The organism is Roseateles sp. DB2, from assembly GCF_051857535.1.
Taxonomy (GTDB): domain Bacteria; phylum Pseudomonadota; class Gammaproteobacteria; order Burkholderiales; family Burkholderiaceae_C; genus Roseateles_B.
This window is the reverse complement of sequence record NZ_JBPZGY010000006.1, coordinates 193,934-220,245: the sequence shown is the minus strand read 5'-3', so window position 1 is coordinate 220,245 and position 26,312 is coordinate 193,934. Positions and strand designations below refer to the sequence as shown.

At 69.0% G+C, this 26,312-nt stretch carries 18 protein-coding genes; 6 read left to right on the top strand and 12 right to left on the bottom strand.

Annotated features, from left to right (window positions below; genetic code table 11):
• Positions 1–162: 162 nt before the first annotated feature.
• Positions 163–1,005 carry an SIR2 family NAD-dependent protein deacylase gene (locus ACS5PK_RS12330; RefSeq protein WP_439440539.1) on the bottom strand — a complete coding sequence of 281 codons (843 nt, stop codon included), beginning with the start codon at positions 1,003–1,005 and terminating at the stop codon, positions 163–165.
• Complete coding sequence (gene uvrA, locus ACS5PK_RS12325; protein WP_439440538.1) at positions 998–6,721, bottom strand: excinuclease ABC subunit UvrA; 5,724 nt, start codon at positions 6,719–6,721, stop codon at positions 998–1,000. The genes ACS5PK_RS12330 and uvrA overlap by 8 nt, the downstream gene beginning before the upstream one ends.
• A 410-nt stretch (positions 6,722–7,131) precedes the next feature.
• Between uvrA and ACS5PK_RS12320 the strand changes: the two genes are divergently transcribed.
• Both ACS5PK_RS12320 and ACS5PK_RS12315 read left to right on the top strand, forming a co-directional pair.
• Positions 7,132–7,575, top strand: a complete 444-nt coding sequence (locus tag ACS5PK_RS12320) for a response regulator (protein ID WP_439440537.1) — start codon at positions 7,132–7,134, stop codon at positions 7,573–7,575.
• A gap of 68 nt (positions 7,576–7,643) precedes the next feature.
• Positions 7,644–8,297: a hypothetical protein gene (locus ACS5PK_RS12315; protein WP_439440536.1), complete on the top strand. Its 654-nt coding sequence runs from the start codon at positions 7,644–7,646 to the stop codon at positions 8,295–8,297.
• A gap of 3 nt (positions 8,298–8,300) precedes the next feature.
• Here ACS5PK_RS12315 and ACS5PK_RS12310 read toward each other — a convergent pair whose 3' ends face one another.
• The 6 genes from ACS5PK_RS12310 to ACS5PK_RS12285 form a co-directional block, all read right to left on the bottom strand.
• Positions 8,301–9,155: an alpha/beta fold hydrolase gene (locus ACS5PK_RS12310; RefSeq protein WP_439440535.1), complete on the bottom strand. Its 855-nt coding sequence runs from the start codon at positions 9,153–9,155 to the stop codon at positions 8,301–8,303.
• Positions 9,152–10,249 (bottom strand): branched-chain amino acid ABC transporter permease, encoded by a 1,098-nt coding sequence (locus ACS5PK_RS12305; protein ID WP_439440534.1) that lies wholly within the window; start codon positions 10,247–10,249, stop codon positions 9,152–9,154. Before ACS5PK_RS12305 ends, ACS5PK_RS12310 begins: the two co-directional genes overlap by 4 nt.
• Positions 10,249–11,268 carry a branched-chain amino acid ABC transporter permease gene (locus ACS5PK_RS12300; protein ID WP_439440578.1) on the bottom strand — a complete coding sequence of 340 codons (1,020 nt, stop codon included), beginning with the start codon at positions 11,266–11,268 and terminating at the stop codon, positions 10,249–10,251. Before ACS5PK_RS12300 ends, ACS5PK_RS12305 begins: the two co-directional genes overlap by 1 nt.
• A 22-nt stretch (positions 11,269–11,290) precedes the next feature.
• On the bottom strand, positions 11,291–12,037 hold the full coding sequence (locus ACS5PK_RS12295) for an ABC transporter ATP-binding protein (RefSeq protein ID WP_439440533.1): 747 nt from the start codon (positions 12,035–12,037) through the stop codon (positions 11,291–11,293).
• Positions 12,034–12,801: an ABC transporter ATP-binding protein gene (locus ACS5PK_RS12290; protein WP_439440532.1), complete on the bottom strand. Its 768-nt coding sequence runs from the start codon at positions 12,799–12,801 to the stop codon at positions 12,034–12,036. The genes ACS5PK_RS12295 and ACS5PK_RS12290 overlap by 4 nt, the downstream gene beginning before the upstream one ends.
• 399 nt (positions 12,802–13,200) lie before the next feature.
• Positions 13,201–14,397, bottom strand: a complete 1,197-nt coding sequence (locus ACS5PK_RS12285; RefSeq protein WP_439440531.1) for a substrate-binding domain-containing protein — start codon at positions 14,395–14,397, stop codon at positions 13,201–13,203.
• A gap of 321 nt (positions 14,398–14,718) precedes the next feature.
• On the opposite strand from ACS5PK_RS12285, the gene ACS5PK_RS12280 reads away from it, so the two are divergent.
• Positions 14,719–15,864, top strand: a complete 1,146-nt coding sequence (locus ACS5PK_RS12280; protein WP_439440530.1) for a serine hydrolase domain-containing protein — start codon at positions 14,719–14,721, stop codon at positions 15,862–15,864.
• A 50-nt stretch (positions 15,865–15,914) separates the two neighbouring features.
• Positions 15,915–16,457 carry a GNAT family N-acetyltransferase gene (locus ACS5PK_RS12275; protein WP_439440529.1) on the top strand — a complete coding sequence of 181 codons (543 nt, stop codon included), beginning with the start codon at positions 15,915–15,917 and terminating at the stop codon, positions 16,455–16,457.
• 7 nt (positions 16,458–16,464) lie between these two features.
• On the opposite strand, the gene ACS5PK_RS12270 is transcribed toward ACS5PK_RS12275, so the two are convergent.
• Positions 16,465–17,958, bottom strand: coding sequence for a sigma-54 interaction domain-containing protein (locus ACS5PK_RS12270; RefSeq protein WP_439440528.1), 1,494 nt, complete (start codon positions 17,956–17,958; stop codon positions 16,465–16,467).
• Between the two features lie 860 nt (positions 17,959–18,818).
• Between ACS5PK_RS12270 and ACS5PK_RS12265 the strand changes: the two genes are divergently transcribed.
• Both ACS5PK_RS12265 and ACS5PK_RS12260 read left to right on the top strand, forming a co-directional pair.
• Positions 18,819–19,637 (top strand): hypothetical protein, encoded by an 819-nt coding sequence (locus ACS5PK_RS12265; RefSeq protein WP_439440527.1) that lies wholly within the window; start codon positions 18,819–18,821, stop codon positions 19,635–19,637.
• A gap of 51 nt (positions 19,638–19,688) precedes the next feature.
• A complete protein-coding gene (locus tag ACS5PK_RS12260) occupies positions 19,689–21,230 on the top strand; it encodes a malonate--CoA ligase (protein WP_439440526.1) in 1,542 nt (513 codons plus the stop codon).
• A 21-nt stretch (positions 21,231–21,251) separates the two neighbouring features.
• Here ACS5PK_RS12260 and ACS5PK_RS12255 read toward each other — a convergent pair whose 3' ends face one another.
• The 3 genes from ACS5PK_RS12255 to ACS5PK_RS12245 form a co-directional block, all read right to left on the bottom strand.
• The gene (locus tag ACS5PK_RS12255) at positions 21,252–21,986 is read right to left on the bottom strand and encodes a hypothetical protein (protein ID WP_439440525.1); all 735 of its coding nucleotides are present in this window, start codon (positions 21,984–21,986) and stop codon (positions 21,252–21,254) included.
• A 41-nt stretch (positions 21,987–22,027) separates the two neighbouring features.
• Positions 22,028–25,516: an EAL domain-containing protein gene (locus tag ACS5PK_RS12250; RefSeq protein ID WP_439440524.1), complete on the bottom strand. Its 3,489-nt coding sequence runs from the start codon at positions 25,514–25,516 to the stop codon at positions 22,028–22,030.
• Between the two features lie 142 nt (positions 25,517–25,658).
• Entirely contained in the window at positions 25,659–26,303 is a 645-nt protein-coding gene (locus ACS5PK_RS12245; protein WP_439440523.1) for a TetR/AcrR family transcriptional regulator, read from the bottom strand.
• Between the last annotated feature and the right edge of the window lie 9 nt (positions 26,304–26,312).

Sequence of the window (26,312 nt, the reverse complement as noted above, 5' to 3'; positions counted from 1 at the left end):
GATGCGCTGGTGCGCAATCGCGGTCGAATGCACAGTTCATCGAGGCAGGTTCAGCCCTTGGTGACGGAGCCGGATCAGTGGCACCCGCTGTCGTGCGATCGCGGTCCGATACACGCTTCAGCACAAGGTCTCCTGGCCTCGTGGCATCCACGAGCCGAAGGCTCAGGTCAGCAGGGCATCAATGGCCTGCAGGCCCGACAGCGCGCCGCAGGCCAGGCCCACATCCAGGCGGCCCGGCACCTGCCATTCCCGCGGGTTGATACGCAAGAGCCGCCCTTTCAACCGCTGCAGCACATGCTGGCTGAACATCCGCACCGAGGGCACCGCCGTGCCGGCGCCCAGCTCGATCACCAGGGGCCTGCGCGCGGCGGCCAGCCGGGGCGCCACGCGATGCGCCTGCGAGCGCTCACGGGTGTCCACCCAGGCCTCGTCGCCGAACATCAGCACATTGGGCCGCGCCAGCGCGCCGCAATGCGGGCACAGGGGCCAGGTGTTGCGCAGCTCGCAGCGGTCCTCGTCGACCTCCGGCTCGAAGGCATCGGCGGACCAGACCGCCTCCGTGCAGGGCCGGCTGCACTGCAGGTGACGCAGCGAGCCATGGCATTCCCAGACCTGCCCTTCGTCCTGGCCCGACTGCTGGAACTGCCCGTCCACATTGCTTGTGTAGACCACACCGCCCAGGTCGGTCCGCGCCATCCAGCGCTGCAGGAGGGCAAAGCCCTCGTGCGGAACCGTGCGCCGGTACAGCGCCAGGCGGTGGCCATAGAAACCCCAGGCCTGGCGCGGCGCCTCGCTGAAGCGGGTCGGGTTGGCGGCCTGATAGAAGTCGATGCCGGTGCGGGCCAGGGCCGGGTAGGCCTGCCAGAAGCCCTCGCGGCCGCGGAAGTCCGGCAAGCCGGAGTCCACGCCCATGCCGGCGCCGGCCGCGACCACGATCAGGTCCGCCTGCTCGACCAACTCCGCCGCATGCTGCAACAGGGCGGCCGGCAGCGAGGTCTCAGCCACGGCTGAGCACCGGCGCCAGCGCCCGGCCCGTATGACTGCTCGAGGCCACCACCGCTTCCGGCGTGCCCGCCACGACGACACGGCCGCCGCCTGTGCCGCCCTCGGGGCCCAGATCCAGGATCCAGTCGGCCTCGGCGATGACGTCGAGGTCGTGCTCGATCACCACCACCGAATGCCCGCCGGCCACCAGCCGGTGCAGCACGCGGATCAGCTTCTCGACATCGGCCATGTGCAGGCCCACGGTGGGCTCGTCCAGCACATAGAGCGTGTGCGGCGCCTTCTGGCCTCGCCGGGTGACATCGTCGCGTACCTTGACCAGCTCGCTCACAAGTTTGATGCGCTGCGCCTCGCCGCCCGACAGTGTGGGGCTGGGCTGACCCAGCGTGAGATAGCCCAGGCCCACGTCCTGCAGCAGCTTCAGCGGATGAGCGATGGAGGGCATGGCCGCGAAGAACTCGACGGCCTCGTCCACTTCCATGGCCAGCACGTCGCCGATGCTCTTGCCGCGCCAGCTCACGCCCAGGGTCTCCGGATTGAAGCGCTGGCCGTGGCACTGGTCGCACAGCACCTTCACGTCGGGCAGGAAGCTCATCTCTATGGTCTTCATGCCCTGGCCCTCGCAGCCGGGGCAGCGGCCCTCGCCGGTGTTGAAGCTGAAGCGGCCGGCGGCATAGCCGCGCGCCTTGGCCTCCAGCGTCTCGGCGAAGAGCTTGCGGATGGCGTCCCAGAAGCCGATGTAGGTGGCCGGGCAGGAGCGCGGGGTCTTGCCGATGGGGGTCTGGTCCACCTCCAGCACGCGGTCCACCTGCTCATGGCCGGCGACCGACTCGCAGCCTATCCAGCGCGAGGGTGACTTGCGCAGGGGCACGGCCATGGCCATGTTGGCCAGCAGCACGTCGCGCGCCAGCGTGGACTTGCCCGAGCCCGAGACGCCCGTCACCGCGACCAGACGCTGCAGCGGCAGGTCCACGGTCACGCCCTGCAGGTTGTGCAGCGTGGCCCCACGCACGCTCAGCTTGGGGCCTTCGCCCGTCCAGGGCCGGCGCTCCTGCAGCGGGTGGCGCAGGGGATGGGCGAGGAAGCGGCCCGTCAGCGAATCGGCATGCTGTGCCAGCTCGGCCGCCGTGCCCTGGGCGATGACGCGCCCGCCGCGCTTGCCGGCGCCCGGGCCGATGTCGATGATGTGGTCGGCGCGGCGGATGGTGTCCTCGTCATGCTCGACCACCACCAGGGTGTTGCCCTTGTCACCCAAGGTGGCCAGGGCGTCGAGCAGGATCTGGTTGTCCCGCGGATGCAGGCCGATGGTGGGCTCGTCCAGCACGTAGCAGACGCCCTGCAGATGGCTGCCCAGCTGCGCCGCCAGCCGGATGCGCTGGGCCTCACCGCCCGAGAGCGTGGGCGCCGCACGCTCGAGCGTGAGGTAGCCCAGGCCCACCTGCTCCAGGAACTCCAGGCGGCCACGGATCTCGCTGATCACGTCGCGGGCGATCTCGGCGTCCCGGCCGCTGAGGGCAAGACCTGACACCCATTCGCGCGCCTGGCTGACGCTCCAGCTCGCCACCGCGGCGATGCCCTCGCCCTCGAAGGTGACGGCGCGGGCCGTGGGATTCAGGCGGGCGCCATGGCAGTCGGGGCAGGCCTCGTCGGCCAGGCCCTCGACCTCCACCTCGGCGTTGAAGCTCTGCTCGCGGCCGCGCTTGTCCTTGTCCTGCTGGGAGTCGTCCAGCAGCTTGCGCTGCTCCTTGCTGAGCGCCAGGCCCGTGCCCACGCAGCTGCTGCACCAGCCGTGCTTGGAGTTGTAGCTGAACAGGCGCGGGTCCAGCTCGGGGTAGCTCTCGCCGCAGGTGGGGCAGGCGCGCTTGGTGGAGAACACCCGCACCGTGCCCAGCCCGGCGGTGGACGCGCCGCTCTTGAGCGCGCCCCCCAAGCCGTCCAGCGGGCTCAGCACGTGCAGCACGCCCTTGCCGTGGTCCAGGGCCTTGAGCAACAGCTCGCGCAACTCGCTCTCCTTGTCTGGGGAGACGACGAGGTCCCCCACCGGCAGCTCCAGCGTGTGCTCCTTGAAGCGGTCCAGCTTGGGCCAGGGCGCCGTGGGGAGGAACTCGCCGTCCACGCGCAGATGGCTGTGCCCGCGACCCTTGGCCCACTTGGCGAGGTCGGTGTAGAGGCCCTTGCGGTTCATCACCAGGGGCGCCAGCAGGCCGATGTGCTGGCCGCGGTAGTCGCGCATCAGTTGGGCGAGGATGGACTCCAGGCTCTGCGGCTTGACCGGCGTGCCGTCATGGCGGCAGTGCTGCACGCCCAGCTTCACGTAGAGCAGGCGCAGGAAGTGCCAGACCTCGGTGGTCGTGGCCACCGTGCTCTTGCGGCCGCCGCGCGAGAGCCGCTGCTCGATGGCCACCGTGGGCGGGATGCCCCACACCGCGTCCACCTCCGGCCGCCCCGCCGGCTGCACGATGGAGCGCGCATAGGCATTGAGCGATTCGAGGTAGCGGCGCTGGCCCTCGTTGAAGAGGATGTCGAAGGCCAGGGTGGACTTGCCCGAGCCCGAGACGCCAGTGATGACGTTGAACTTGCCGCGCGGGATGGCGACGTCGACCGACTTCAGGTTGTGCTCACGCGCGTTGACGATGCGGATGGACTCCTCGGCCTGCGCACGGCGGGCCCGCACCACGGTCTGCAGCGGGCGGCCCTCCTCCACCTTGGCCGCGGGGCGGTCCATGTGCAGGGCGTACTCGCGCAGGGCCGCGGCGGTGTGCGAGCTCGGGTGCTCGCGCACCTCCTCGGGCGTGCCCTGGCAGACGAGCAGGCCGCCGTCCTCGCCACCCTCGGGGCCGAGGTCGATCAGCCAGTCCGCGGCGCGGATCACGTCCAGGTTGTGCTCGATCAGGATCAGCGAATGCCCCGCGCTCAGCAGCTTGCGCATGGCGCGCATGAGCTTGGCGATGTCGTCGAAGTGCAGGCCGGTGGTGGGCTCGTCGAAGAGGAAGAGCGTGCCCTTCTTCGCGACGGCCTGGCGGCTCTTGCTCGCGCTCGTCGCCGCCTCGGCGAGGAAGCCGGCGAGCTTGAGGCGCTGCGCTTCGCCACCGGACAGCGTGGGCACGGGCTGGCCCAGGCGAACGTATTCCAGGCCCACGTCGAGGATGGGCTGCAGCTTGAGCAGCACCTCGCGGTCGTAGCGGAAAAGATGCACAGCCTCGCTGACGGTCAGCTCCAGGACCTCGGAGACCGAGAGCTCGCGCTCGTCCCGGATGATCTTCACGTCGAGGATCTCGGCGCGGAAGCGGCGGCCGTCGCAGTCAGGGCAGCGCAGGTAGACGTCCGAGAGGAACTGCATCTCCACGTGCTCGAAGCCCGAGCCGCCGCAGGTGGGGCAGCGCCCATCGCCCGCATTGAAGCTGAACATGCCCGGGCCGTAGCTGCGTTCCTGCGCCATGGGCGTGGCGGCGAAGAGCTTGCGGATCTCGTCGAAGGCGCCCACATAGCTGGCCGGATTGGAGCGAGCGGTCTTGCCGATGGGGGACTGGTCCACGAAGACAGCCCCGGCCAGCCAGTCCGCGCCCAGCAGGCGGTCGTGCGCCCCCGGGGCCTCGGTGGCCTGGCCGAAGTGGCGGGCGAGCGCCGGGTAGAGCACGTCCTGCATCAGCGTGCTCTTGCCCGAGCCCGAGACGCCGGTGACCACCACCATGCGCTGCAGCGGGAACTCCACACTGACGTTCTGGAGGTTGTGCTCGCGCGCGCCTTCGAGGATGAGGCGCGGCGTCGAGGCGTCCACCAGGCGCTTCAGGCCCATGCCCACCTGCTTGCGCGCGCCCAGGTAGGCGCCAGTGAGCGTGTCGGCCGAGCGGATGGCCTCCGGCGTACCGTCGAAGACGATGCTGCCGCCCTTCTCGCCGGGGCCGGGGCCCATGTCGATGAGGCGGTCGGCGGCCAGCATGACGGCGGGATCGTGCTCGACCACCACCAGCGTGTTGCCCGCGTCGCGCAGGCGGTGCATGGCCTGCACGATGCGGTTCATGTCCCGCGGATGCAGGCCGATGCTGGGCTCGTCCAGCACGAACAGCGTGTTCACCAGCGAGGTGCCCAGGGCCGTGGTGAGGTTGATGCGCTGCACCTCGCCACCGGAGAGCGTGCGGCTCTGGCGGTCCAGCGTGAGGTAGCCCAGGCCCACGTCGCAGAGGTACTTCAGCCGGTTGCGGATCTCCTCCAGCAGCAGCTTCAGCGCCTCGTCCAGCATGGTGGAGGGCAGCTGCAGCTCGTCCATGAAGCGGCGCAGGCGGTGCATGGGCAGCTGCATCAGGTCGTGCAGATGCAGGCCCGGCAGGGACTCCAGTTGCGCGCGGCTCCAGGCCGTGCCGCTGGGCAGGAAGCGCGCCTCGCGCGGCAGCGCCGCATCGGCCAGAGCGGCCGAGCCCACGCGCCACAGCAGGGCCTCGGTCTTGAGGCGCGCACCGCGGCAGTCCGGGCATTCGGTGTAGCTACGGTACTTGGACAAGAGCACGCGGATGTGCATCTTGTAGGCCTTGCTCTCCAGGTACTCGAAGAAGCGGTGAACCCCGTACCACTGCTGGTTCCACTTGCCCTTCCAGTTGGGCGATCCGTTGATGACCCAGTCCTTCTGGGCTGCGGTCAGGTGGCTCCAGGCGGTGTCCCGCGGGATGCCGGCCTCGCCCGCATGGCGCATGAGGTCGTCCTGGCACTCGGCCCAGGCCGGCGTCTGCAGGGGCTTGATGGCACCGGCGCGCAGCGTCTTCTTGTCGTCGGGGATGACCAGGCCCAGGTCCACGCCGATCACGCGGCCGAAGCCGCGGCAGGTCTCGCAGGCACCCATGGCCGAGTTGAAGGAGAACAGCGCCGGCTGCGGGTCCTGGTAGCGCAGGTCGCTGTCGGGGCAGTGCAGGCCGGTGGAGTAGCGCCAGACGTCGGGCGTCTGCTCATCGCTGCCGCCCGCGTAAACATTGAGGCGGCCGCTGCCGCGCTTCAGGGCCAGCTCGATGGCTTCCATGGCACGCTGGGTGTCCACGCCCTGCATGCGGAAGCGGTCGGCCACCACATCAAGAACCTTTCGAGCCCCCATGCCTGCCGCCACCGCGGCTGCGCTGCCCCCCGAGGGGGCACTCTCGGCTGGGGGCAGCCCTTCGCCGCTCGGGGCGCCCACCATGCGCTCGGCCTGGATGCGCGTGAAGCCGCTCGCCGCCAGCCACTGCTGCACCTGCTCGGCACTCGTGTTGGCGGGCAGTTCGACGGGGAAGGTCAGCACCAGGCGCGGGTCTTCGGCCAGCGTGCGCGCCTTCAGCTCGGCGAAGATGGTCTGGGCCGTGTCATGCCGCACCGGCTGGGCGGTCTGGCGGTCGTGGAGCTGCGCCGCGCGGGCGAAGAGCAGCTTGAGGTGGTCGTTGAGCTCGGTCATCGTGCCGACCGTGGAACGCGAGGTGCGCACCGGGTTGGTCTGGTCGATGGCGATGGCCGGGGGCACGCCCTCGACCTTGTCCACCGCCGGCCGGTCCATGCGGTCCAGGAACTGGCGGGCGTAGGCTGAAAACGTTTCCACATAGCGCCGCTGGCCTTCCGCGTAGAGCGTGTCAAAGACCAGGCTGGACTTGCCCGAACCGCTGGGCCCTGTCACCACCGTCAGCTCATGGGTGGCGATGTCCAGATCGAGGTTCTTGAGGTTGTGCTGGCGGGCACCGCGAATCTTGATATGACCGTCGGACATCGTGGCGGGTCTCTGACTGAAGGAGGCGGTCATTCTAGGGAGCGCGATGACACGAATCTGTCAGCAGGCGGCGATGGCCATGATGCCGCATCCGGCTCACGCCCCCGGGACATGACTTGCGATGCATCAAGACCTGGCCCCGCTTGCGCTGGTTCAAAGACGTAAATGACACCGACAGCCATTGCATCGCCGCAAATCCGGGGGCAACATCACGCCCCGAGCGAGTCCGAAATCAAGAATGCGGGTTAACCCGAGGTTCGCTCACCTGCTGGCGCGGGGATGTCCATCCCGCCCTCAGGGAGGTGCCGACGCGTTGGACGGCACACGACAGGCCTGCGCTCTTGCCGGCCTTTCGCAGGGCACAGCGCGAGGCGAGTGGATCTTGGCCAATGGCAGGCGGGCGGTTCATCATGATGACAGCGGGCAGCAACGGTATTCCCAAGGGCGCCATCGGTGCAGAAGCGGCCCGTGTGCAGGTGCTGCTCGTCGAGGACAACCCCATCAACCAGGTCGTGGCCCTGGAGTTCCTGTCCCTCATGGGCCTGCGCAGCCGCCTGGCCAGCAATGGCCTCGAAGCCGTGGATGCCTGCATGCAGGCCGCCCCGGACCTCGTGCTCATGGACATCCAGATGCCCGGCATGGACGGCCTGGAATGCGCCCGCCGCCTGCGCGAGCTGCAGGCCCGCGCCGAACTGCCGCACTTCCCAATTCTGGCCCTGACCGCCCATGCGCTGGAGAGCGACGTGAAGGCCAGCCTGGCCGCCGGCATGGATGAGCACCTCACCAAGCCCCTGGACTTCACCGCCCTGCGCGGCCGCCTGGACCATTGGCTGGGCCGCCTGCCTGCGCAATAGGCGTTTCGTCGCGATCCCACCGCCAGCCCTCCAGCGGCTCGCCATAATCGCGGCCAAGGAGTGAGGCCGTGATCGAGATTCCCAAGCCGAGCAAGCCCGCGGGCGAGGACAAGGCGCCGCGCTGGTTCCATGTGGCCGTGGCCCTGAGCATGCTGCTGAGTGCCGGTGCCGCGCTGGTGTCGGCGCTCAAGACCAGTGCCACCATGCAGGCCCTGGTCGAGCAGAACGCACGCCTGGTGAAGGCCGGGTCCACGCCCATCCTGCAGTACTACGCCGCCAACATCAACGCGAGCGACAAGTCCGAACTCCAGCTCGCCGTGGAGAACGTCGGCACCGGCCCGGCCCGCGTGGTCTGGCTGGAGATGCGCTACGACGGCAAGCCGCTCAAGAGCAGCCATGCCTTGCCTGCCGAGGTGGCGCGCACTCAGCAGCTGAGCGTACCCAAGGATGCGCACGTCTACACCCGCAGCGGCTCCATCGCCGGCGATGTGCTGACGGCCGGCCGGCGCCAGATGCTGTTCAGCTGGCGCGGGGAAGACGTGCAGGACAAGCAGGTGGAAGCCCTCTACAAGGCGGTGGATCGTGAGCGCAGCAAGCTGAGCGTTGCAGGCTGCTACTGCTCGGTCTTCGATGAGTGCTGGGAGACCAATTTCGGGCCCGATCTCCCCAAGCCCGTGCAGCGCTGCGAGCGCAAGGGCCATGTGAGCGTCAACGGCGGCTGAGCCTCAGGCACCCTCCAGGAATCGCCGCACCAGCTCCAGCTGCGCCGGCACATTGAGCGCGGGCGCATGGCCACAGCCCGGGATGGTGGCCACCGCCGCACAGGGCCCGCGCACGCGCATGGCTTCGGCCGTCTCCGGCAGCAGCAGGTCGGAGTCCTCACCGCGCAGGCACAGCACCGGCAGGCTGAGGCTGTCCCATTCGGCCCAGCGCTCGTAGTCGTCGGGCCGGGTGACGAACTGGCGCACCATGGCCGGATCGTAGTGCGGCGCCACGCGGCCGTCGGGCAGGCGGCGCATCGAGGTCTCGGTCATCAGGCGCCACTGCGCATCGCTGAGCCAGCCATAGGGCTTGTAGACCTGGCGGAAGTACTGTTCCAGCTCCGTCAGGGTGTCAAAGGCCTGCGGGTTGCCAGCATAGGCGCGGATGCGCGCGATGGCCGGCGCCGCCAGCGAGGGGCCGTTGTCGTTGAGGACCAGCCGCTCGATGCGGCCGCGCAGTGTCGTCGCCGCCGCCACCGTGCCAATGGCGCCGCCCATGGAGGTGCCCACCCAGTGCAGGCGTGCCAGCTGCAGTTGGTCCACGAGCGCGGTGGCCAGCTGCACGTAGAAGTCCAGGCAGTATTCGCGGTCGGGGTCGGGACTCCACTGGGAGAGGCCGCGGCCTATCGTGTCGGGGCAGATCACACGGTAGTCGCTGCTGAGGAAGTCCGCCAGGGCATCCATGTCCCGCCCCGTGCGGGCCAGGCCGTGCCAGGCGATCACCACCGGCGCATCGGCCGGGCCCCAGTCGGTGTAGTGGATCTCGCGGCCGGCGCAGCGCAGGTAGTGGGAGGTGAATCCCGGGAAGGTGAGGCTCATGCCTGCTCCTTGCTCAGGGCCGCCAGCGCCCGGCGCGCGGCCCGCAGCCGCAGGCCGCCGACGATGCCGGCCGGGAAGTGATAGACCGCCAGCACGAAGAGCAGGCCCAGCCACAGCAGCCAGCGGTCCGGCGAGATCAGCGCGGCCAGCACGGGCACGCCCTCCACCGCCGAGGCGCCCAGGCGCATCAGGTCCTGCAGATAGGCCTGCGCGCCCATGAAGAGCACGCTGCCCACCACCGCGCCGTAGAGGCTGCCCATGCCGCCGATCACGCAGATCAGCAGCACGTCCAGCATCAGCTCCATCGACAGCGAGGTGTCCGGCCCGTTGTAGCGCAGCCAGACGGCCAGCATGGCGCCGGCCAGGGTGGCGAAGAGCGCTGCCAGCACATTGGCCCAGACGCGGTAGACAACGGTCTGATAACCGATGGCCTCGGCGCGGAAGTCGTTCTCGCGGATGGCCTGCAGCACACGGCCAAAAGGTGAGTTGACGATGCGCAGCATCAGCAGGGTCAGCGAGATCGTGCAGGCGCACAGCAGGTAGTAGGCCGCGAAGCGCCCATCAATGCTGGCCCCCAGGAAGGGCTCCTCCAGGAACTCCGTGCCCGGCTGAAGCAGCTCGGGCACCTGGAAGCTGAGCCCGTCCTCGCCGCCAGTGAACTCGGACAGCTGCGAGGCCAGCCCCAGGAAGGCCGAGGCCACGGCCATGGTGATCATCGCAAAGAAGAGCGCCTTCACCCGCAGCGAGAACAGTCCGATCAGCAGGGACAACAGCAAGCTCAGCCCCAGGGCCGCGCCCACGCCCGTGGCAAGCGCCGGCCAGCCCGGCCCCATCTGGTTGCTGGCAATGGCCACGCCATAGGCCCCGATGCCGAAGAACATGGTGTGGGCGAAGCTCACGATGCCCGTGTAGCCCAGCAGCAGGTCATAGCTGGCCACCAGCACGATGAACACGAGGATCTTGGCCGCCACGTTCAGCGCCTTGATGCCGGGGAAGAGGAAGGGCGTCAGCAGCAGCCCGACCACGCAGGCCAGCAGCAGCGCGGCCAGCAGGCGGCTGCGCGGCAGGTCATGGGAAAGCAGGGCGCGCAGCATCAACGGACTCCCACGGGATAGAGGCCCTGGGGCCGCCACATCAGCACCGCCACCATGAGCCCGATGTTGGAGAACAGCGCCGCCTTGGGGAAGAGGAAGCCGCAGTAGTTGGCCATCAGCCCCACCGCCAGCGCCCCCACGAAGCAGCCGAGCGTCGAGCCCAGGCCGCCGATGATGATGACGATGAAGATCAGCGTGTTGACCTGCGCCCCGATCTGCGGCGTGACGCCCTGCTGGTAGAGCCCCCACATCACCCCGCCCAGCCCGGCCAGGGCCGAGCCCGCGACGAAGACCGCCACGAAGAGCCGGCGGATGCGGTAGCCCAGACTCTCCACCATCTCGCGGTCCTGCACGCCAGCGCGGATCAGCAGGCCGAGCTTGGTGCGGTTGAGCACCCACAGCAGGCCCGCGAAGACCGCCAGCCCCAGCACCACGGCCAGCAGGCGGAACTTCTCGATGGCGACGTCCCCCAGCAGCAGCGAGCCGCGCAGCGCTTCGGGCACCGGCAGCGGCACCAGCTGCGCGCCCCACAGCAGCTTGATGCACTCCTCGCCAATGATCATGCCGCCCATGGTGATCAGGATCTGCTTGAGGTGCATGCCGTAGACCGGCCGCACCAGCACACGCTCGAAGACCAGGCCTACCGCGCCGGCCACCGCCATGCCGGCCAGGCAGGCCAGGCCCACGGCCACGAGGTTGGCGGCCAGGCTGCTGCCCTCGCCCGTCCAGCCGCTCATGCCGCCCATCACCGTGGTGGCCATGAAGGCGCCCAGGGCGATGAAGACGCCGTGGCCGAAATTCAGCACGTCCATGAGGCCGAAGACCAGGGTCAGGCCCGAGGCGATGATGAAGATGATCAGGCCCATGGCCAGGCCGGCCAGGGTCAGCGTGGCCCAGCTGGAGGCGCTGCCCATCAGCGGCAGGGCCAGGGCCATGAGGCCCAGCAGCAAGGCCAGCGGCTGCCAGTCCAGGCTCAGGCGCAGGCCTGCCGCGGGGGCGCTCGCGCCGGGTGTCGACATGGGCATGCTCATGCGCCCCTCCTCATTGATGCGCCGCCAGCGACAAGCCCAGCAGCCGCTGCTGCAGGGTCTCGTCGGCGGCCAGCTCGGCCATGCGGCCGGCGTGCACCACGCGGCCGTCGTCCATCACCGCCACGCTGTCACCCAGTTGGCGGGCCATGTGGAAGTTCTGCTCCACCAGCAGCACCGTCGTGCGGCTGCGCTTGAGTTCCTTGAGAGACTCGATCAGGTTCTGCACGATGGCCGGCGCCAGGCCCTTGGAGGGCTCGTCGATCAGCAGCAGGCGGCGCGGCTCGACCAGGGCGCGGGCGATGGCCAGCATCTGCTTCTGCCCGCCCGAGAGCTTGCCGGCCGGGTAGTGCCAGAACTTCTTCAGCGCCGGGAAGAGCCCGAAGAGCCAGTCCAGCCGCGCGCCGTCCAGCTGTTCGATGCGGCGGGCCTCCCGGGCCGCCAGAAGCAGGTTCTCCGCCACGCTGAGCTGGCCGAAGATGCCCATGTTCTCGGGCACGTAGGCGATGCTGTGGCGGGCGATCTCCGGCGTTCCCAGCTGCGCGCCGGGACCTCCGATGGCCTGGCCGTCCAGCAAGACCTGACCCCCGCTGGGCTGCCACAGACCCATGATGCTGCGCAGCGTGGTGGTCTTGCCGGCGCCGTTGCGGCCCAGCAGGAGGGTCAGCTCGCCCTGGGGCACCACCAGGTCCACGCCGTGGAGGATGTGATACGCGCCAATGTGGGTCTGTACCCCGCGCAGTTCGAGCAGGGGCTTCATGCCGCGAGCTCCTCGCTGCCGCCGGCCGCCACGCCCAGGTAGGCCTCCTGCACCACCGGCAGGGCCATGACCTCTGCCGGCTTTCCGTCAGCCACCAGGGCGCCCTGGTGCAGCACGATGACGCGGTCCGCCAGCTCGCGCACCACGTCCATCTTGTGCTCCACCAGCAGGATGGTGTGCCGCCCTTCCCGCTTGAGCTCGCGGATCAGGTCCAGCACCACGGGCACCTCGTCCACGCTCATGCCTGCCGTGGGCTCGTCGAACATGTAGACCTTAGGCTGCAGCGCCATCAGCACCGCCACCTCCAGCTTGCGCTGGTCACCGTGCGGCAGGCTGGCCGCCAGCGCGCCCGCCTTGGACGCCAGCCGCACCCGTTCCAGCAGCGCCATGGACTCCTCGATCAGCGCCTTGTGCTTCACCCACACCGACAGCATCTTCAGCCCCAGGCCGTGGCGCGCCTGCACCGCCAGCCGCACGTTCTCCAGCACCGGCAGGTGCGGAAAGAGCTGCGTCAGCTGGAAGGCCCGCCCCAGGCCCTTGCGCGTGCGCAGCGGCGCCGACAGGGAGCTCAAGTCCTCCCCATCCAGCAAGACCTGACCCTCACTCGCCGGCAACTGCCCCGAGACCAGGTTGAAGTAGGTCGTCTTCCCCGCCCCGTTCGGCCCCACGATGGCCGTCAGCGAGCCCGGCGCGAACGCGCAGGAGACGTGATCGACAGCCACATGCCCACCGAACCGTATCGTCAGATTCCGAGTTTCAAGCACAACAACTCCAACATCAAAGTACACCACCCCAGCTTCCAGAGCCCGAGGCGTAGCGAGCGGACGCTGGACTAGGCGCGGGGGGGCCCAAAGACCGGAGCGACCTTGCGGGTCGTGAGGATCTTTGGGAGGACCCGCAACGACGGCCAGCGTTCGCGCAGTAGCCGAGCCGCGAGCGGACGCTGGACTAGGCGCGGGGGGCCCAAAGACCGGAGCGACCTTGCAGGTCGTGAGGATCTTTGGGAGGACCCGCAACGACGGCCAGCGTTCGCGCAGTAGCCGAGCCACGAGCGGACGCTGGACTAGGCGCGGGGGCCCAAAGACCGGAGCGACCTTGCGGGTCGTGAGGATCTTTGGGAGGACCCGCAACGACGGCCAGCGTTCGCGCAGTAGCCCAGCGTTTCAGCGCTTGTTGCGGATGGGGACTTGCATCTCCTCCGCCTTGATCTCCCGCACCAACTCCGGCACCCCCCACTCAAACGCCTTGTCCACCTTGATCCTGAAGTGGTACATGGACTGCATCGCCTGGTGGTCCTCCGGCCGGAAGGTCATGCGACCCTTGGGCGTCTCGAAGCTCATGCCTTCCATGGCCTTGATCAGCTTGTTCGTGCCGGTCTCTGCGCCTGTCTTCTTGAGGGCCTCGACGAGGGCGATGCCCGCCGTCATCCCGCCCGCGGTGAAGAAGTCCGGCGGCGACTTGAACTGCTTGTAGTGGTTGGCCACCAGCCATTCGTTGACCGGGTTCTTGGGCATGCCGAAGTAGTAGTAGCTGGCGCCCTCCATGCCCGGGAACTGCTTGTAGGCCACCATGGCCGGCAGGATGTTGCCGCCGGTGGCGATCTCGATGCCGTAGCGCTTGAGGTCCAGGTCGGCGATCTTGAAGGGATTGCCGCCACCGGCCCAGATGATGAAGATCACCTTGCGGCCGGGCTGGTCCTTGAGCTTGTCGATCAGGCGCTGGGCGCCGGCGGTGAAGTCCGTGGTGTTGGTGGGCAGGTACTCCTCGTGCACCAGCTTCGCCTTCTTGATCGCATCCTTGAAGGCCTTCACGCCGTCGCGACCGAAGGCGTAGTCCTGGGCCAGGGTAGCGATCACGGTGCCGGGCTTGTCCAGGGCCACCGCATTGGCGATGGCGTCCTGCGAGCTGTTGCGGCCGGTGCGGAAGATGTACTTGTTCCACTTCTCGCCGGTGATGGCATCGGCCACGGCCGGCTCCACCAGCAGGATCTTCTTGTACTCCTCAGCCACCGGCAGCAGGGCCAGGGCCACGCCGCTGGACGAGGGGCCCACGGCGATGTCGGCCTTGTCATCGCCATAGGCCGCGGCCAACAGGCTCTTGCCCACGTCGGGCTTGCCCTGGTCGTCCTTCTCGATGAGCACCAGCTTCCTGCCGTTGACCATCATGGTGCCGCCGGTGGCGTAGTCCAGGCCCATCATCAGGCCGGTCTGCGTCTGCTTGCCATAGGCCTCCAGCGGGCCGGTCTTGGAGTAGACATGGGCGATGCGGATCTCGTTGCCGGCGGCCTGCGCAGGCAGGGCCAGCAGGGCACAGGCGCCGACGAGGGCCAGGCCCGCCGAGCGGCGGTGGATGAAGGGCATGACAGGTCTCCTGTTGTGATGCGGGCCGGGATCTGCGCCCGGATCTGGCGATCATGGTGCAAGGGTCGTGCCTGCGGCAGCCCTGCCTGTGCCGCAGGCCGCCCAAACTGGCGTAAACCCCGAGCGAAGCCCTCCTGCCTGGCAGGCCCCTGCCCTCGTACCATCGCGCGGCCGGCCCCGGCTGAGCCCCTGGAAGGCAGGCCCGGGCCGCCAGGCCTACCCTGCGATGACCGGATCCTGGACAGGGTTGTTCAAGTTTCAAACACAGCGGCTGTCCTGTCTGCCTTGCAGACAGCTGGCGTCGGACCGGAAGGATGGGTGATGACCAAAGCACTGCAACGACGCCAGCTCCTGCGCCAGGGCCTGGCTGCCGGCCTGGGCTGCGGCCTGGCGCTGGGCAAGGCAGACGCCCGTGCGGCGGCGCGCCGCGAGACAGCCTCGGCCCGGGTGGACCGCTACGCCCGGCAGTGGCAGCAGGACCAGCAGATGCCCGGCCTGGCCCTGGCCGTGCTGCAGGACGGCGAGCCCCTCTACGCCCGCGGCCTGGGCCGGACCAGCGTCGCGCAGCAGCAGCCCGTCACAGCGGACACGCGCTTCGACATCTGCTCCCTCTCCAAGCCCCTGCTGTGCTGCGCCGCGCAGCTGATGGTCGAGGACGGGCAACTGCGCCTGGATCAGCGCCTGGCCGATCTCATCGAGGACCTGCCCGAGAGCTGGCAGGCCATCACGCTTCAGCAGCTGATGCAGCACACCGCCGGCCTGCCCAAGAACGTCGATTTCAGCGATCCCGAGGTCCAGGCCCTGTTTCCCCGCAACTATGGTGAGGCCGAGTGGCTGCCCATCGTCAAGCGCCAGCCCCTGCTGAGTCCGCCAGGTCAGCGCTGCCACTACAGCAACACGGGCTACAACCTGCTGGCCTGCGCCATCGGCCGGCTGGCCGGCCGCCCCTATGAGCAGGTGCTGGCGCAAAGGCTGTTCGAGCCCCTGGGCATGAAAAGCGCCCGGCTGATGCCGCCGGCCCCTGGCTACGCGGGCATGGCCGCCCCCCACCAGCGCCGCCCGGGTGGCGTCGTCGACATCAGTGCAGAGCAGCCGCCGGGTGTACGCAGCTGGATGGCGGCCGGCTGCGGTGGCTTCGAGATGAGCCTGCGGGACATGATCCAGTGGGAGCGTGCCTTGCACGGCTGGGGCGCGTTCAAGCCCTACCGGCGGGTGTTCGAGAAACTCTGGGCCCAGGGCGTACCCACCGACCAGGGCCATGCCTATGGCCTTGGCTGGAACTTCCAGCGCGCCCCGGCCGGCCGGCTGCAGGTCTGGCACGAGGGCCAGAGCGAAGGCTTCTCGGCCCGCTTCGAGCGGGTCCCCGAGCAGGGCCGGGCCCTCATCGTCATGGGCAATCTGGGCGACTTCAAGCCCGACGAACTGGCCCGCGCCCTCCGGGACATGGCGTGGAAGCCCGGCGCATGAGCCGGCCCATGCCCTTTGGCCTCGCCGCCTGGCTTCACTAGAGTCGCCCCATGAGCATCCTCGACACCCCACGACTTCGCCTGGAACCCATGGTCCCCGCCCACCGTCTGGGCCTGAACCGTCTCAACAGCGACCCCGTGGTGCAGCGCTACCTCAACGGCCGACCTGAAACCCAGGAAGAGACGGATGCCGTCATCGAGCGCGTGCAGGCCCGCTGGGCCGAGCACGGTTTCTCGTGGTGGAGCTTCATCGAGCTGGAGAGCGGCGAGCTCATCGGTGCCGGTTGCATCCAGCACCTGGGCCGCATCGTGGGCGAGCCCCTGGAGATAGGCTGGCGGCTGCGCCAGGACCGCTGGGGCCGGGGCCTGGCCAGCGAAGCGGCCCTGGCCATGGGTGATTTCGCCTTCCGCACCCAGCCCATCGAGCTGCTGGTATCGGTCTGCCATCCCGAAAACGAGAACTCCTGGCGGGTGATGGAGCGGCTGGGCATGCGGGACGTGGGCCTGAGCCGCGCCTACGACATGGAGGTGCGTCGCTACGAGATCAGCCGCGCCGAGTGGGAAGCGCGCGCCGCAACGCGACCCACGCGCTGATCGCCGCTCACTCCTGCGCGAGCAGGGGCAGCTTGTCGTAGAGCGAGGCTCGGGACATGCGCAGCAAACGGGCCGCGGCCAGCTTGTTACCGCCCGTCGCGCGCAGAGCCGCGCGCAGGGCCGCGCGCTCCAGCTCGGTGATCTGCTCGGACAAGGGCCGCAGCAGGCGCGGATCGTCCAGGCTGGACTCGGCTGGCAGCAGTGCCGGGCGCTCGCCCCCCGGGGAGTCGACGCCGCGGCCGGCGCCACTGGCCGCGTGCTTCAGGTAGGGCGCCAGCTGCGCGGCCCTCAGCAGCATCTCGTCTCCCATCAGGCAGGCCTGCTCCAACACATTGCGTAGTTCCCGGATATTGCCGGGCCAGTCCTGCCGCATCAGCAGCTCCAGTGCGTCGGGCGCCAGGCTGCGCGAGGCCATGCCGGCGCGCCGGACGATGTCCTCCAGCAGGGCCTCGGCCAGGGCCTCGATGTCATCGAGCCGCTCGCGCAGGGGCGGTACGCGCAGGGGCAGCACATTGAGGCGGTAGAAGAGGTCGGCGCGGAACTCGCCGCGGGCCACCATGGCGGGCAGATCACGGCTGGTGGCAGCGATCACGCGCACATCGACACGGATCACGGTATTGCTGCCCAGGGGCTCCAGCTCCTGCTCCTGCAGCACACGCAGCAGCTTGCTCTGCAGCGGCAGGGGCATGTCGCCGATCTCGTCCAGGAACAGGGTGCCGCCGTCGGCCAGCTTGAACTTGCCCTCGCGGCCCTTGCGGTCCGCCCCCGTGTAGGCACCCGGCGCAACGCCGAAGAACTCGGCCTCCAGCAGGGTCTCGGGCACGGCAGCGATGTTGAGGCTCACCAGCGGCTTGGCAGCGCGCGGCGAGGCCGTGTGGATGGCGTGAGCCAGCAGCTCCTTGCCGGTGCCAGTCTCCCCCAGCAGCAGCACGGTGGCGCCGGACAAGGCCGCGCGACGCGCCTGACGCTTGATCTCCAGCGCGGGCGCGCTGCTGCCCACGAAGCTGGCGATGCTGTACTTCGGCCGGCGGTTCTTCACCTGCTCGGCGGCCAGTTGGCGGCGGGTGTCGTCCAGCTCCTGCTGCAGACGGCTGAACTTGGCGATCAGCGGCTGCATGGTGGTCTCGGGATGGTCCAGCAGGACCATGCCTACCGCGCCGATCACCTCGCCGGCCTCGTTCCGCAGTGGCAGACGGCTGACCAGGAAGGTACCGGCCTTGTTGGTCAGCAGATCCACCAGCATGGGCTGGCCCTGGTCCACCACCTGGGCCATGAGGGTGTTGGGCACCACCTCCTCGACGCGGCGGCCCACGAACTCGGTCTCGTCGCCAAAGCCCAGCGCGGGCAGGAAGCGCTTGTAGCCGTCGGAGATCCAGACGATGCGGTGCTGGCGGTCCACCACCATCATGCCCTCCACCGCCTGGGCAAAGACCTCGAACATGGACTGCGCAGCCAGGCGCAGCACGCCGTCGGCGTCTTGGGGCAGGAGAGGCAGGTTCATCGGGCGCGGTACTGCTGCAGCGGGAACAGCGGGGGACTGTAGCGCGGGCAGGCGCTGCGCTGGCCGACGCACACCCAGGGCAAACCATTACGCCCCCGCAGCGGGTTGCCCGGAGGAAGCCTGTTACGCTTTCGCCCCACAAAAATCACAGCAGGGAGGGTGCCCATGAGCGCCATGACTGGACCGCGCCCCCGCAGCGCCCACATGTGCATGCGACAACGCCGGCAGCCGTTCGAGCTGTCGTACCCGGCATGGGCAGCGCCCTTGGCCTGCCCCCGCAGGGCCTGAGGCCTTCACTGCTTCGCCCCGGCACCGCCTGTCATGCTCATGCGGCAGGTCTCCCGACGCTGCTGCTTCCCTTGCCTCACACGCCGCTCTTGATGAAACCCGTCCCCCTGCGCCCCTGCCCCACGCCCGCCCTCGGCTGGCTGCTTGCCGCGTCCCTGGCCGTGAGCGGCTGCGGCGGCGGCGGCCCCTCGGCTGTGCCAAACGCCCCCCCGACGCCCTCGCCCTCGCCGGTGCCCGCACCTGCACCTGCACCTGCACCTGCACCTGCACCTGCACCTGCACCTGCACCTGCACCTGCACCTGCACCTGCACCTGCACCTGCACCTGCACCTGCACCTGCACCTGCCCCCGCACCCGCACCCGCACCCGCACCCGCACCCGCACCCGCACCCGCACCTGCACCTGCACCCGCACCTGCACCTGCACCTGCACCTGCACCCGCACCCGCACCTGCACCCGCACCCGCACCTGCACCCGCACCTGCACCCGCACCTGCACCCGCACCTGCACCTGCACCCGCACCTGCACCCGCACCTGCACCTGCACCTGCACCGGCCCCTGTCTCTGAGCCCTTGGATCGGACCGCGACGCAGTGGCTCATCGCCTCGACGCGCTCCAGCGTGGATAGCACGGCCACCACCACCTTGACCGCACGCGGCGATAGCGGTGGGGAGTTCACCATTTCCTGCAACAGCAAGGGCGAGCGCAGCTACACCCTCCGGACGCCCTTCGTCACGAGCAATGGCAGTGTGGACCTCCGTGTCGGCTCCAGCTACAGCCGTTCCGACGTCTGGGTGGAGACCCGCGACAGCTCGAGCACCCTGCTGACGCCGCCCTTCATCGACAGCCGCCTGCTCAAGGCGCTCTACACGAACTGGGACCTCATGGCCGAGTTCCGCCCCTTTGCTGCGCTCGGCTTTGGTGCCGATGGCTTCGCAGCCGCCGTCGACAGGACGCGAGCCGCCTGCAACTGGTCGACCTATGACTTCCCGCCCGACAACGGCTGGGGCAGGCCCTACCCTGACCTGGCCCCGGCGGGCGCCAAGGAGGCCAGCTACGACCCCTATGCACGCGAGCAGATAAGCGTGAAGGCCTGGAAGGCGACCAATGCCTACGGGCGGCAGCAGCTCCTGGTTCGCCTCAACGAGAACCCGTCGATCTGCAAGCTGTCCAGGAGTTTTGACGGATCCCGCTTCTACGTGGAGCAGGGAGGCCGGCGCAGTTCGGCGGTGCCGGGCTTCCGGATGAGCTACAGCTGCGGGCACAAGCCGGTCACCCTGGCCTTGCAGGGTGACTTCGATGCCTCGCTCCCGCTGACGCTGAACGTCGCCCATTTCAGCTGGCATACGACGGCCTACCTGGACTACATGTCCAGCGTCTCCCTGCCCTGAATCGGCCGTCTCCTTGAAGGACGGACGGCGCACGCCGCACAATGTCGGCCCATGAACGCCGCCGCCAACGCCAATCTCTTCGCCGCCCTGCGCGCTTCCTTTGCGCCTGACCTCGACGCCTGCGCCATCGAATGCGCCGACGGCGAAGCACTACGCTACAGCTGGCGGGACCTGGAGCGCGGCACGGCCATGATGGCCAATCTGCTGGACTCCCTGGACCTGCCGCCGGCCAGCCGCATCGCCGTGCAGACCGAGAAAAGCGTCGAGTCCCTGATGCTCTACCTGGCCGTGCTGCGCGCCGGCCACGTCTACCTGCCGCTGAACACGGCCTACCAGGCGGCGGAACTCGAGTACTTCATCGGCAATGCCGAGCCGGCCGTGGTGGTCTGTGCCGGGCAGCATTTCGGCTGGGTGTCCAAGCTGGCCTTTCTGGCCGGCACGCAGCGGGTCTTCACCCTCAACGAGGACCGCACCGGCACCCTGCTGGACCGCGCCTCCCAGATGAGCGACGAGCACACGCCCGCCGTGAAGAAGCCCGAGGACCTGGCCGCCATTCTCTACACCAGCGGCACCACCGGCCGCAGCAAGGGCGCCATGCTGAGCCATGGCAACCTGCTCTCCAACGCGCGCGTGCTGCAGCAGGCCTGGGGCTGGCGCCCGGGCGACGTGCTGATCCACGCCCTGCCCATCTTCCATGTGCACGGCCTCTTCGTGGCCTCGCACGGCGCCCTGCTCAACGGCAGCAAGATGATCTGGTTCAGCCGTTTCGAGCCGCGCGCCGTGGTCCAGCGTCTGGCGGACGCCACCGTCTTCATGGGCGTTCCCACGCTCTATGTGCGCATGCTGGCCGAAGCCTCGCTCACCCACGAGTCCTGCGCCCGCATGCGGCTCTTCATCAGCGGCTCGGCGCCCCTGCTCATCGAGACCTTCCGCGACTGGCAGGCCCGCACAGGCCACACCATCCTGGAGCGCTACGGCATGAGCGAGACCATCATGCTCACCTCCAATCCCTACGAGGGCGGCGAGCGCATCGGCGGCACCGTGGGCCCGGCCCTGCCCGGCGTGGGCCTGCGCATCATCAACGATGCCGGCCGCCCTTGCGCCCCGGACCAGATCGGCCACATCCAGGTGCGCGGCCCCAATGTCTTCGCCGGCTACTGGCGCATGCCCGAAAAGACAGCCGAGGAGTTCACCGCCGATGGCTGGTTCAAGACCGGCGACGTAGGCCAGCAGGACGAAGCCGGCTATGTGCGCATCGTGGGTCGCAGCAAGGACCTCATCATCACTGGTGGCTACAACGTCTACCCGGCTGAGGTGGAGGGCTTCCTCAACGAGCTGCCGGGGGTGCTGGAGTCGGCCGTGGTGGGCGTGCCGCACCCGGACTTCGGCGAGGGCGTGATCGCCGCTGTGGTGCCGCGCCCAGGCATGACACCCGAGCCGCAGGCCCTGATCGCGGCGCTGAAGGCCCGCATCGCCAACTTCAAGGTGCCCAAGGCGGTGTTCGTCCAGACCGAACTGCCGCGCAACACCATGGGCAAGGTGCAGAAGAACCTGCTGCGCGCGCAGCACCAGGGCCTGTTCGGCAAGACCTGACCCCGCTGCGCCTGCCGGCGCTCAGTGCTTCTTGAAGAGATTGCCCAGGGCCTCGCCGGCCTGGCGGGCGGTCTCGCCAGTGGACTGCAGGGCACGGTCGAAGAAGAAGGAGGCCTTGAGCCGTTGCTGCAGGGCCTTGGCCACCTGGGCGCCCAGCTCGCCGCCAGTCAGCCCGCCCTCGGCCCGGCCGAGATCTCGCAGGTCCATCTCCGGCAGCTTGAGGCTCACCGTCCTGCCCTGCATGAAGGCCGCGCTGGCCTGGGCCTGCGGCCGCAGCAGCTGGAAGCGCTCCACGATGAACTTCTTCGGCGCCGAGCCCTGCCCTGACGGCGCCTGCTCCGTGCGCTGCAGTTGCCGCGCCAGATGGGTCTGCAGTGCCTCGATATTGGTCTGGGTGGCGCCCTTCTCGTAAATCACGTCCGGAGCCTCGATCTCCACCGCCTGGATCACGACCACTGGCTGCGTGAGTGTGCCGATGTCCAGCTGTACCCGCACCCGCTGGACCTGCAGCAGATGGGGCGTCTTGAAGCCTGGCGGATTGCCAATGACCAGGCCCCGCAGCTCACCCGCCCCGGTGCGGGGGTCGATGTGAACGCCCTGCAGCTGGATGGGCGCCCCGATGAGGGCGCTGCCCTGCTCCACGATGGCGCGCTGGACCAGACGGTCCAGGTTGCCGTGCAGCCACCACAGCCCCGCCGCGACCGCCAGGGCCAACAGCACCAGCAGGGCGAATACACCCTTCCACCATGTCCTCAAGCTCTCACCTCGCACTTTGCACCCGGCTTTATCACCGGCGCTCATGCTACCGGGTCATCAGCCTGCGTGCGGGAAGGCAGGGCCTGCAGTGCCACCCAGGGCGCCTCGCGCTGCCAGTTCAGCCACCAGCCCCGCAGCGCCTCCGGGGTCATGGGCCGCCCAATGCCATAGCCCTGCATCAGCCGGCAGCCCTGCTGCAGCAGGATGCGGCCATGCTCCAGGGTCTCCACGCCCTCGGCCACCACGTCCATGCGGAAGGCCCGCGCCAAGCGGATCACGCCCTCGACGATGCCCATGTCGTCGGCATTGCCCAGCATGCCGCGCACAAAGCTCTGGTCGATCTTGAGTGTCTGCACCGGCAGTTTGCGCAGATAGGTGAGCGAGGAGTAGCCGGTGCCGAAGTCATCCAGCGCGAAGCGCACGCCCAACTCGCCGCAGCGCCTCAGGATGGCGACGGCCGCATCCATGTCTTCGATCTGCGCGGTCTCCAGCACCTCCAGCTCGAACTGCCGAGGCTGCTGGCCCGGGTGGCGACACAGGGCCTGGGCCAGCTTGTCCAGGAAGTCCGGCTGCTGCAGATAAGAGGCGCTGATGTTGACGCTGACCCGCAGGTCCAGGCCCTGCTCGCGCCAGCGCTGCGCCTGGCTCAGGGCTTCCTCGATCACCCAGTCCCCCACGGCAAGTTCCAGGCTCGTGGACTGCAGTTGCGGCAGGAACTCGCCCGGGGGCACGAGCCCGCGTCCGGGGCAGTTCCAGCGGATCAGGGCCTCGACGCCCAGCAGACGGCCATCCACCAGGTCCACCTTGGGCTGGTAATGGAGCACGAACTCACGTGCCTCCAGAGCCTGCTGCAGGCGCTGCAGGAACTCGCGATGCGACTGCGCACGCCGGTCGCTGACCGGGTCAAAAAGCTGGTAGCGGTTCTTGCCGGCCTCCTTGGCCAGGTACATGGCCTGGTCGGCGTGGCGCATGAGGGTGTCGGCATCGGCGTTGTCGTGCGGGAAGAGGCTCACGCCTATGCTCACCGTCACCCGCAGCTCCAGTCCCTCGATGCGCAGGGGCTGCTGGACCGCCTGCAGCAGGCGATCCAGGACCAGGGCGCAGTTGCGCTCGCTGCTGATGTCGGTGAGCAACACCACGAACTCGTCGCCGCCCAGGCGGGCCAGGGTGTCCTCGGCACGCAGCACCTCGGCCATGCGCTGCGTCACCTCGATCAGCAGGCGGTCGCCCACGGCGTGGCCATGGGCGTCGTTGACGACCTTGAAGCCGTCCAGGTCCAGGAAACAGACGGCCAGGCTGCTCTCGGTGCGCGCCGCGCGCGCCAGTGCCTGGTGCAGGCGGTCCACCAGCAGGCGGCGGTTGGGCACGCCCGTGAGCGGGTCGAAGTGGGCGATGCGGTGCAGCTCGGCCTCGTGGCTCTTGATCTGGCTGATGTCGGAGAACACACCGATGTAGTGCTGCACCACGCCCTTGGCATCGCGCACGCAGGAGATGGTCAGCAGCTCGGCGTAGATCTCGCCATTGCGGCGGCGGTTCCAGATCTCGCCGCGCCAGACATCGTGGGCGGCGAGACTGCGCCACATCTCGCGGTAGAAGTCCGGACCTTGGCGGCCGGAGGACAGAATCGCAGGGCTCTTTCCCAGCACGTCATCCGCGTCGTAGCCTGTGATGTGGCAGAAGGCGGCATTGACCTTGGTGATGCGCATCCGGGGGTCCACCACCATGATGCCTTCCAGGCTGCTGTCGAAGACCATGGCGGCCTCGCGCAGCGCCAGCTCCAGCTGCTTGCGCTCGGTGATGTCGGTGTGCGTGCCGGACATCATCAGCGGCCGGCCCTCGGCGTCCCGGCTGACCACGCGGCCCGAGGTCCGGATCCAGCGCCATTCGCCGTCCTTGGTACGGAGGCGCATCTCGACCTCATGCGCCGGCGCCTCGCCGCTGAGGTGCTGCTCGATGGAGGCCAGCGCCAGCGGAAAGTCGTCCGGGTGCACATGCCGGGGCCACTGGTCCGTGCTGACCTGCATCTCGCCCGGCTCGTAGCCCAGCATGGTCTCCCAGCGCGGACTGACCTGGAATTCATTGGCCTGCACATTCCAGTCCCAGTAGCCCAGGTCCGAGCCCTCCAGCACGCGGCTGAGTTGCGCCTCCCGCAGGGCCAGGGCCAGCTCGGCATGCTTGCGCTCGCCAATGTCCTGCACGGTGCCCACGAGACGCGTCACGGCGCCAGCTGCGTCATGCACCGCGCGCCCGCGGACCGTGATCCACGTCCGGCTGCCATCGTCACGCAGAACCTCGGCATCGACCTCGTAAGGCGTGCCGTCAGCGAGGGTCTGCCGGACTGCTCCATCGATGGCGGCCCAGCCCCCCACCGTGAAGTAGCGGCACACCTCCGGCACGACGGCGGGCCCCAGGGCCGGGTCGCGTCCGCAGATGCGATAGATCTCCTGGGACCACTGGTGTTCGTCTCGCCCCAGATCCCAGGACCAGTTGCCCACGTGAGCCAGTGCCTGGGCCTCCTGCATGGCTGCAGCCGCCTCGCTCAGCGCCAGCTCGCGACGTGCCTCGCGGCTCACATCGCGCGAGATGCCGAACAGACCGCGTATGGCCCCGCCTTCATCGCGCCAGGGGCCCTTGGTCACATGGAAAACCAAGGCCTGCCCCGACTGGTTGAGCAGAGACTCCTCGTGGCTGCTGGTAACCCCTTCGGCCATGACGAGTTCGTCCCGGGCGCGGATGAGGCGTGCGGACTCGGCCGGGAAGATGTCCGCATCCCTGCGGCCCAGGATCGCGTCGCGGGGAAGGCCGACAAAGCCCGCTGCCGCCTGGTTGACCATCAGGTAGCGTCCGTCGGCATCCTTCACGAAGACGGCGTCGGTGGTGCCGTCCACCACCGCGGCCAGCAGCTGGCGATTGGCCGCCATGGCCTGCAGGCTGGCCCGCAAGCGCCCGGCCAGAAAGCTCACCGCCAGGCTGTTTCCCAGCAGAAACATCAGCTGCAGCCCGTCCAGCACCTGCAGCTGCGCCCAGCCACCACGCAGCTTCCAAAGGGCCAGCAGGGCCGCCAGCAGGGACATCAGGGTCCCGAAGAGACCTGGCCCCAGACCGCCCAGCATGGCACTGAGCATCACGGGCAGCATGAAGATGCCCACCAGCAGGCGCCCCTCCAGCACCGACCCCAGGGCCAGGTAGAGCCCCATGGCCGACACGCTGAGCACCAAGGCCAGCAGATACCAGGATGCCGCCGACTTTGGGCCGGCCCGGAGCATCCAGGAGGTCTCCCGTTCCTGCGCCCCTATCATCGGCACCGTGCGCAGGGCCAGGTACAGCAGGGTCGCCGTCACGAAGACAAAGAAGAATCCCTTGGCTGTGGCGGCCGAGAGACGCTGCGGCTCCTCGACCAGCAGCTCCAGCGCCCGGTCCGAGAAGAAGATCCATAGCAGGGCAAAGGCAAGGTAGGCCAGGCAGACCAGCCCTGCATAGCGCGCCTGCACCGGCGACGCCCGGAGCGCACGCCTGAACCATCCCGTCATTGCCTGCAGCCTCCCACCGGTCGGGTCATGACTTGAGGGGGCATGGTCTCATGAAGTGGCGACATCCTCCCAATAGCTAGGGCCACGGACTGGGCAAGACAGCACGGCGTCAGCCTCCAGCGGGCCCCCTGGGCGCAGGGGCTCAGCCGCGCAGACGGCAGAGCTGGGCGGCCACCATCTCTGCCATGGTGCTGGCGACGGCCTCGGCGTCCAGGCTGGGGTCGTCGAACAGCAGCTCCTGGGCAGCATAGAGGGCATCGATGGCCAGGCGGATGGTGAGCTTGGCCCGGGCGGTGTCGGCTCCGGGATGGGCGCTCATGAAGGGCAGCAGCAGCAGGTCCGTCACCTGGTCATGCGAAAGATTGCGCACGGACTGCAGGGAGGGCACGGCCCGCAGCGCCCGCGTCACCCACACGCCGGCCGGCATGCGCTCGGTGAGGGCCAAGGTCTTGAGGAAGAGCTCGGCCACGCTGGCCGCGAAATCCGGCTCCGGCAGCTGGAAGGTGGCCGGCACGGCCCAGGGCATCAGCAGCTCGTTCTGCACCTGCATCAGCCGCGTGCCCAGCTCGTGGAGGATGGCGTACTTGTTCGGAAAGTACTGGTATAGGGCCGGCGGCGAGATGCCGGCCCGCTGGCAGACCAGATTGGTCGACAGCCGCTCGATGCCCACCTCGCCCAGCAGCTCCGCACAGGCCGCCAGGATGCGCTCGTAGGTCTCCACCGCCCGGGCCTGGGTAGGGGCTTTCTTCACTTCGAGGTCGGGGGCGGCGGGACGGGTGGCGGGCATGGGAGGGAG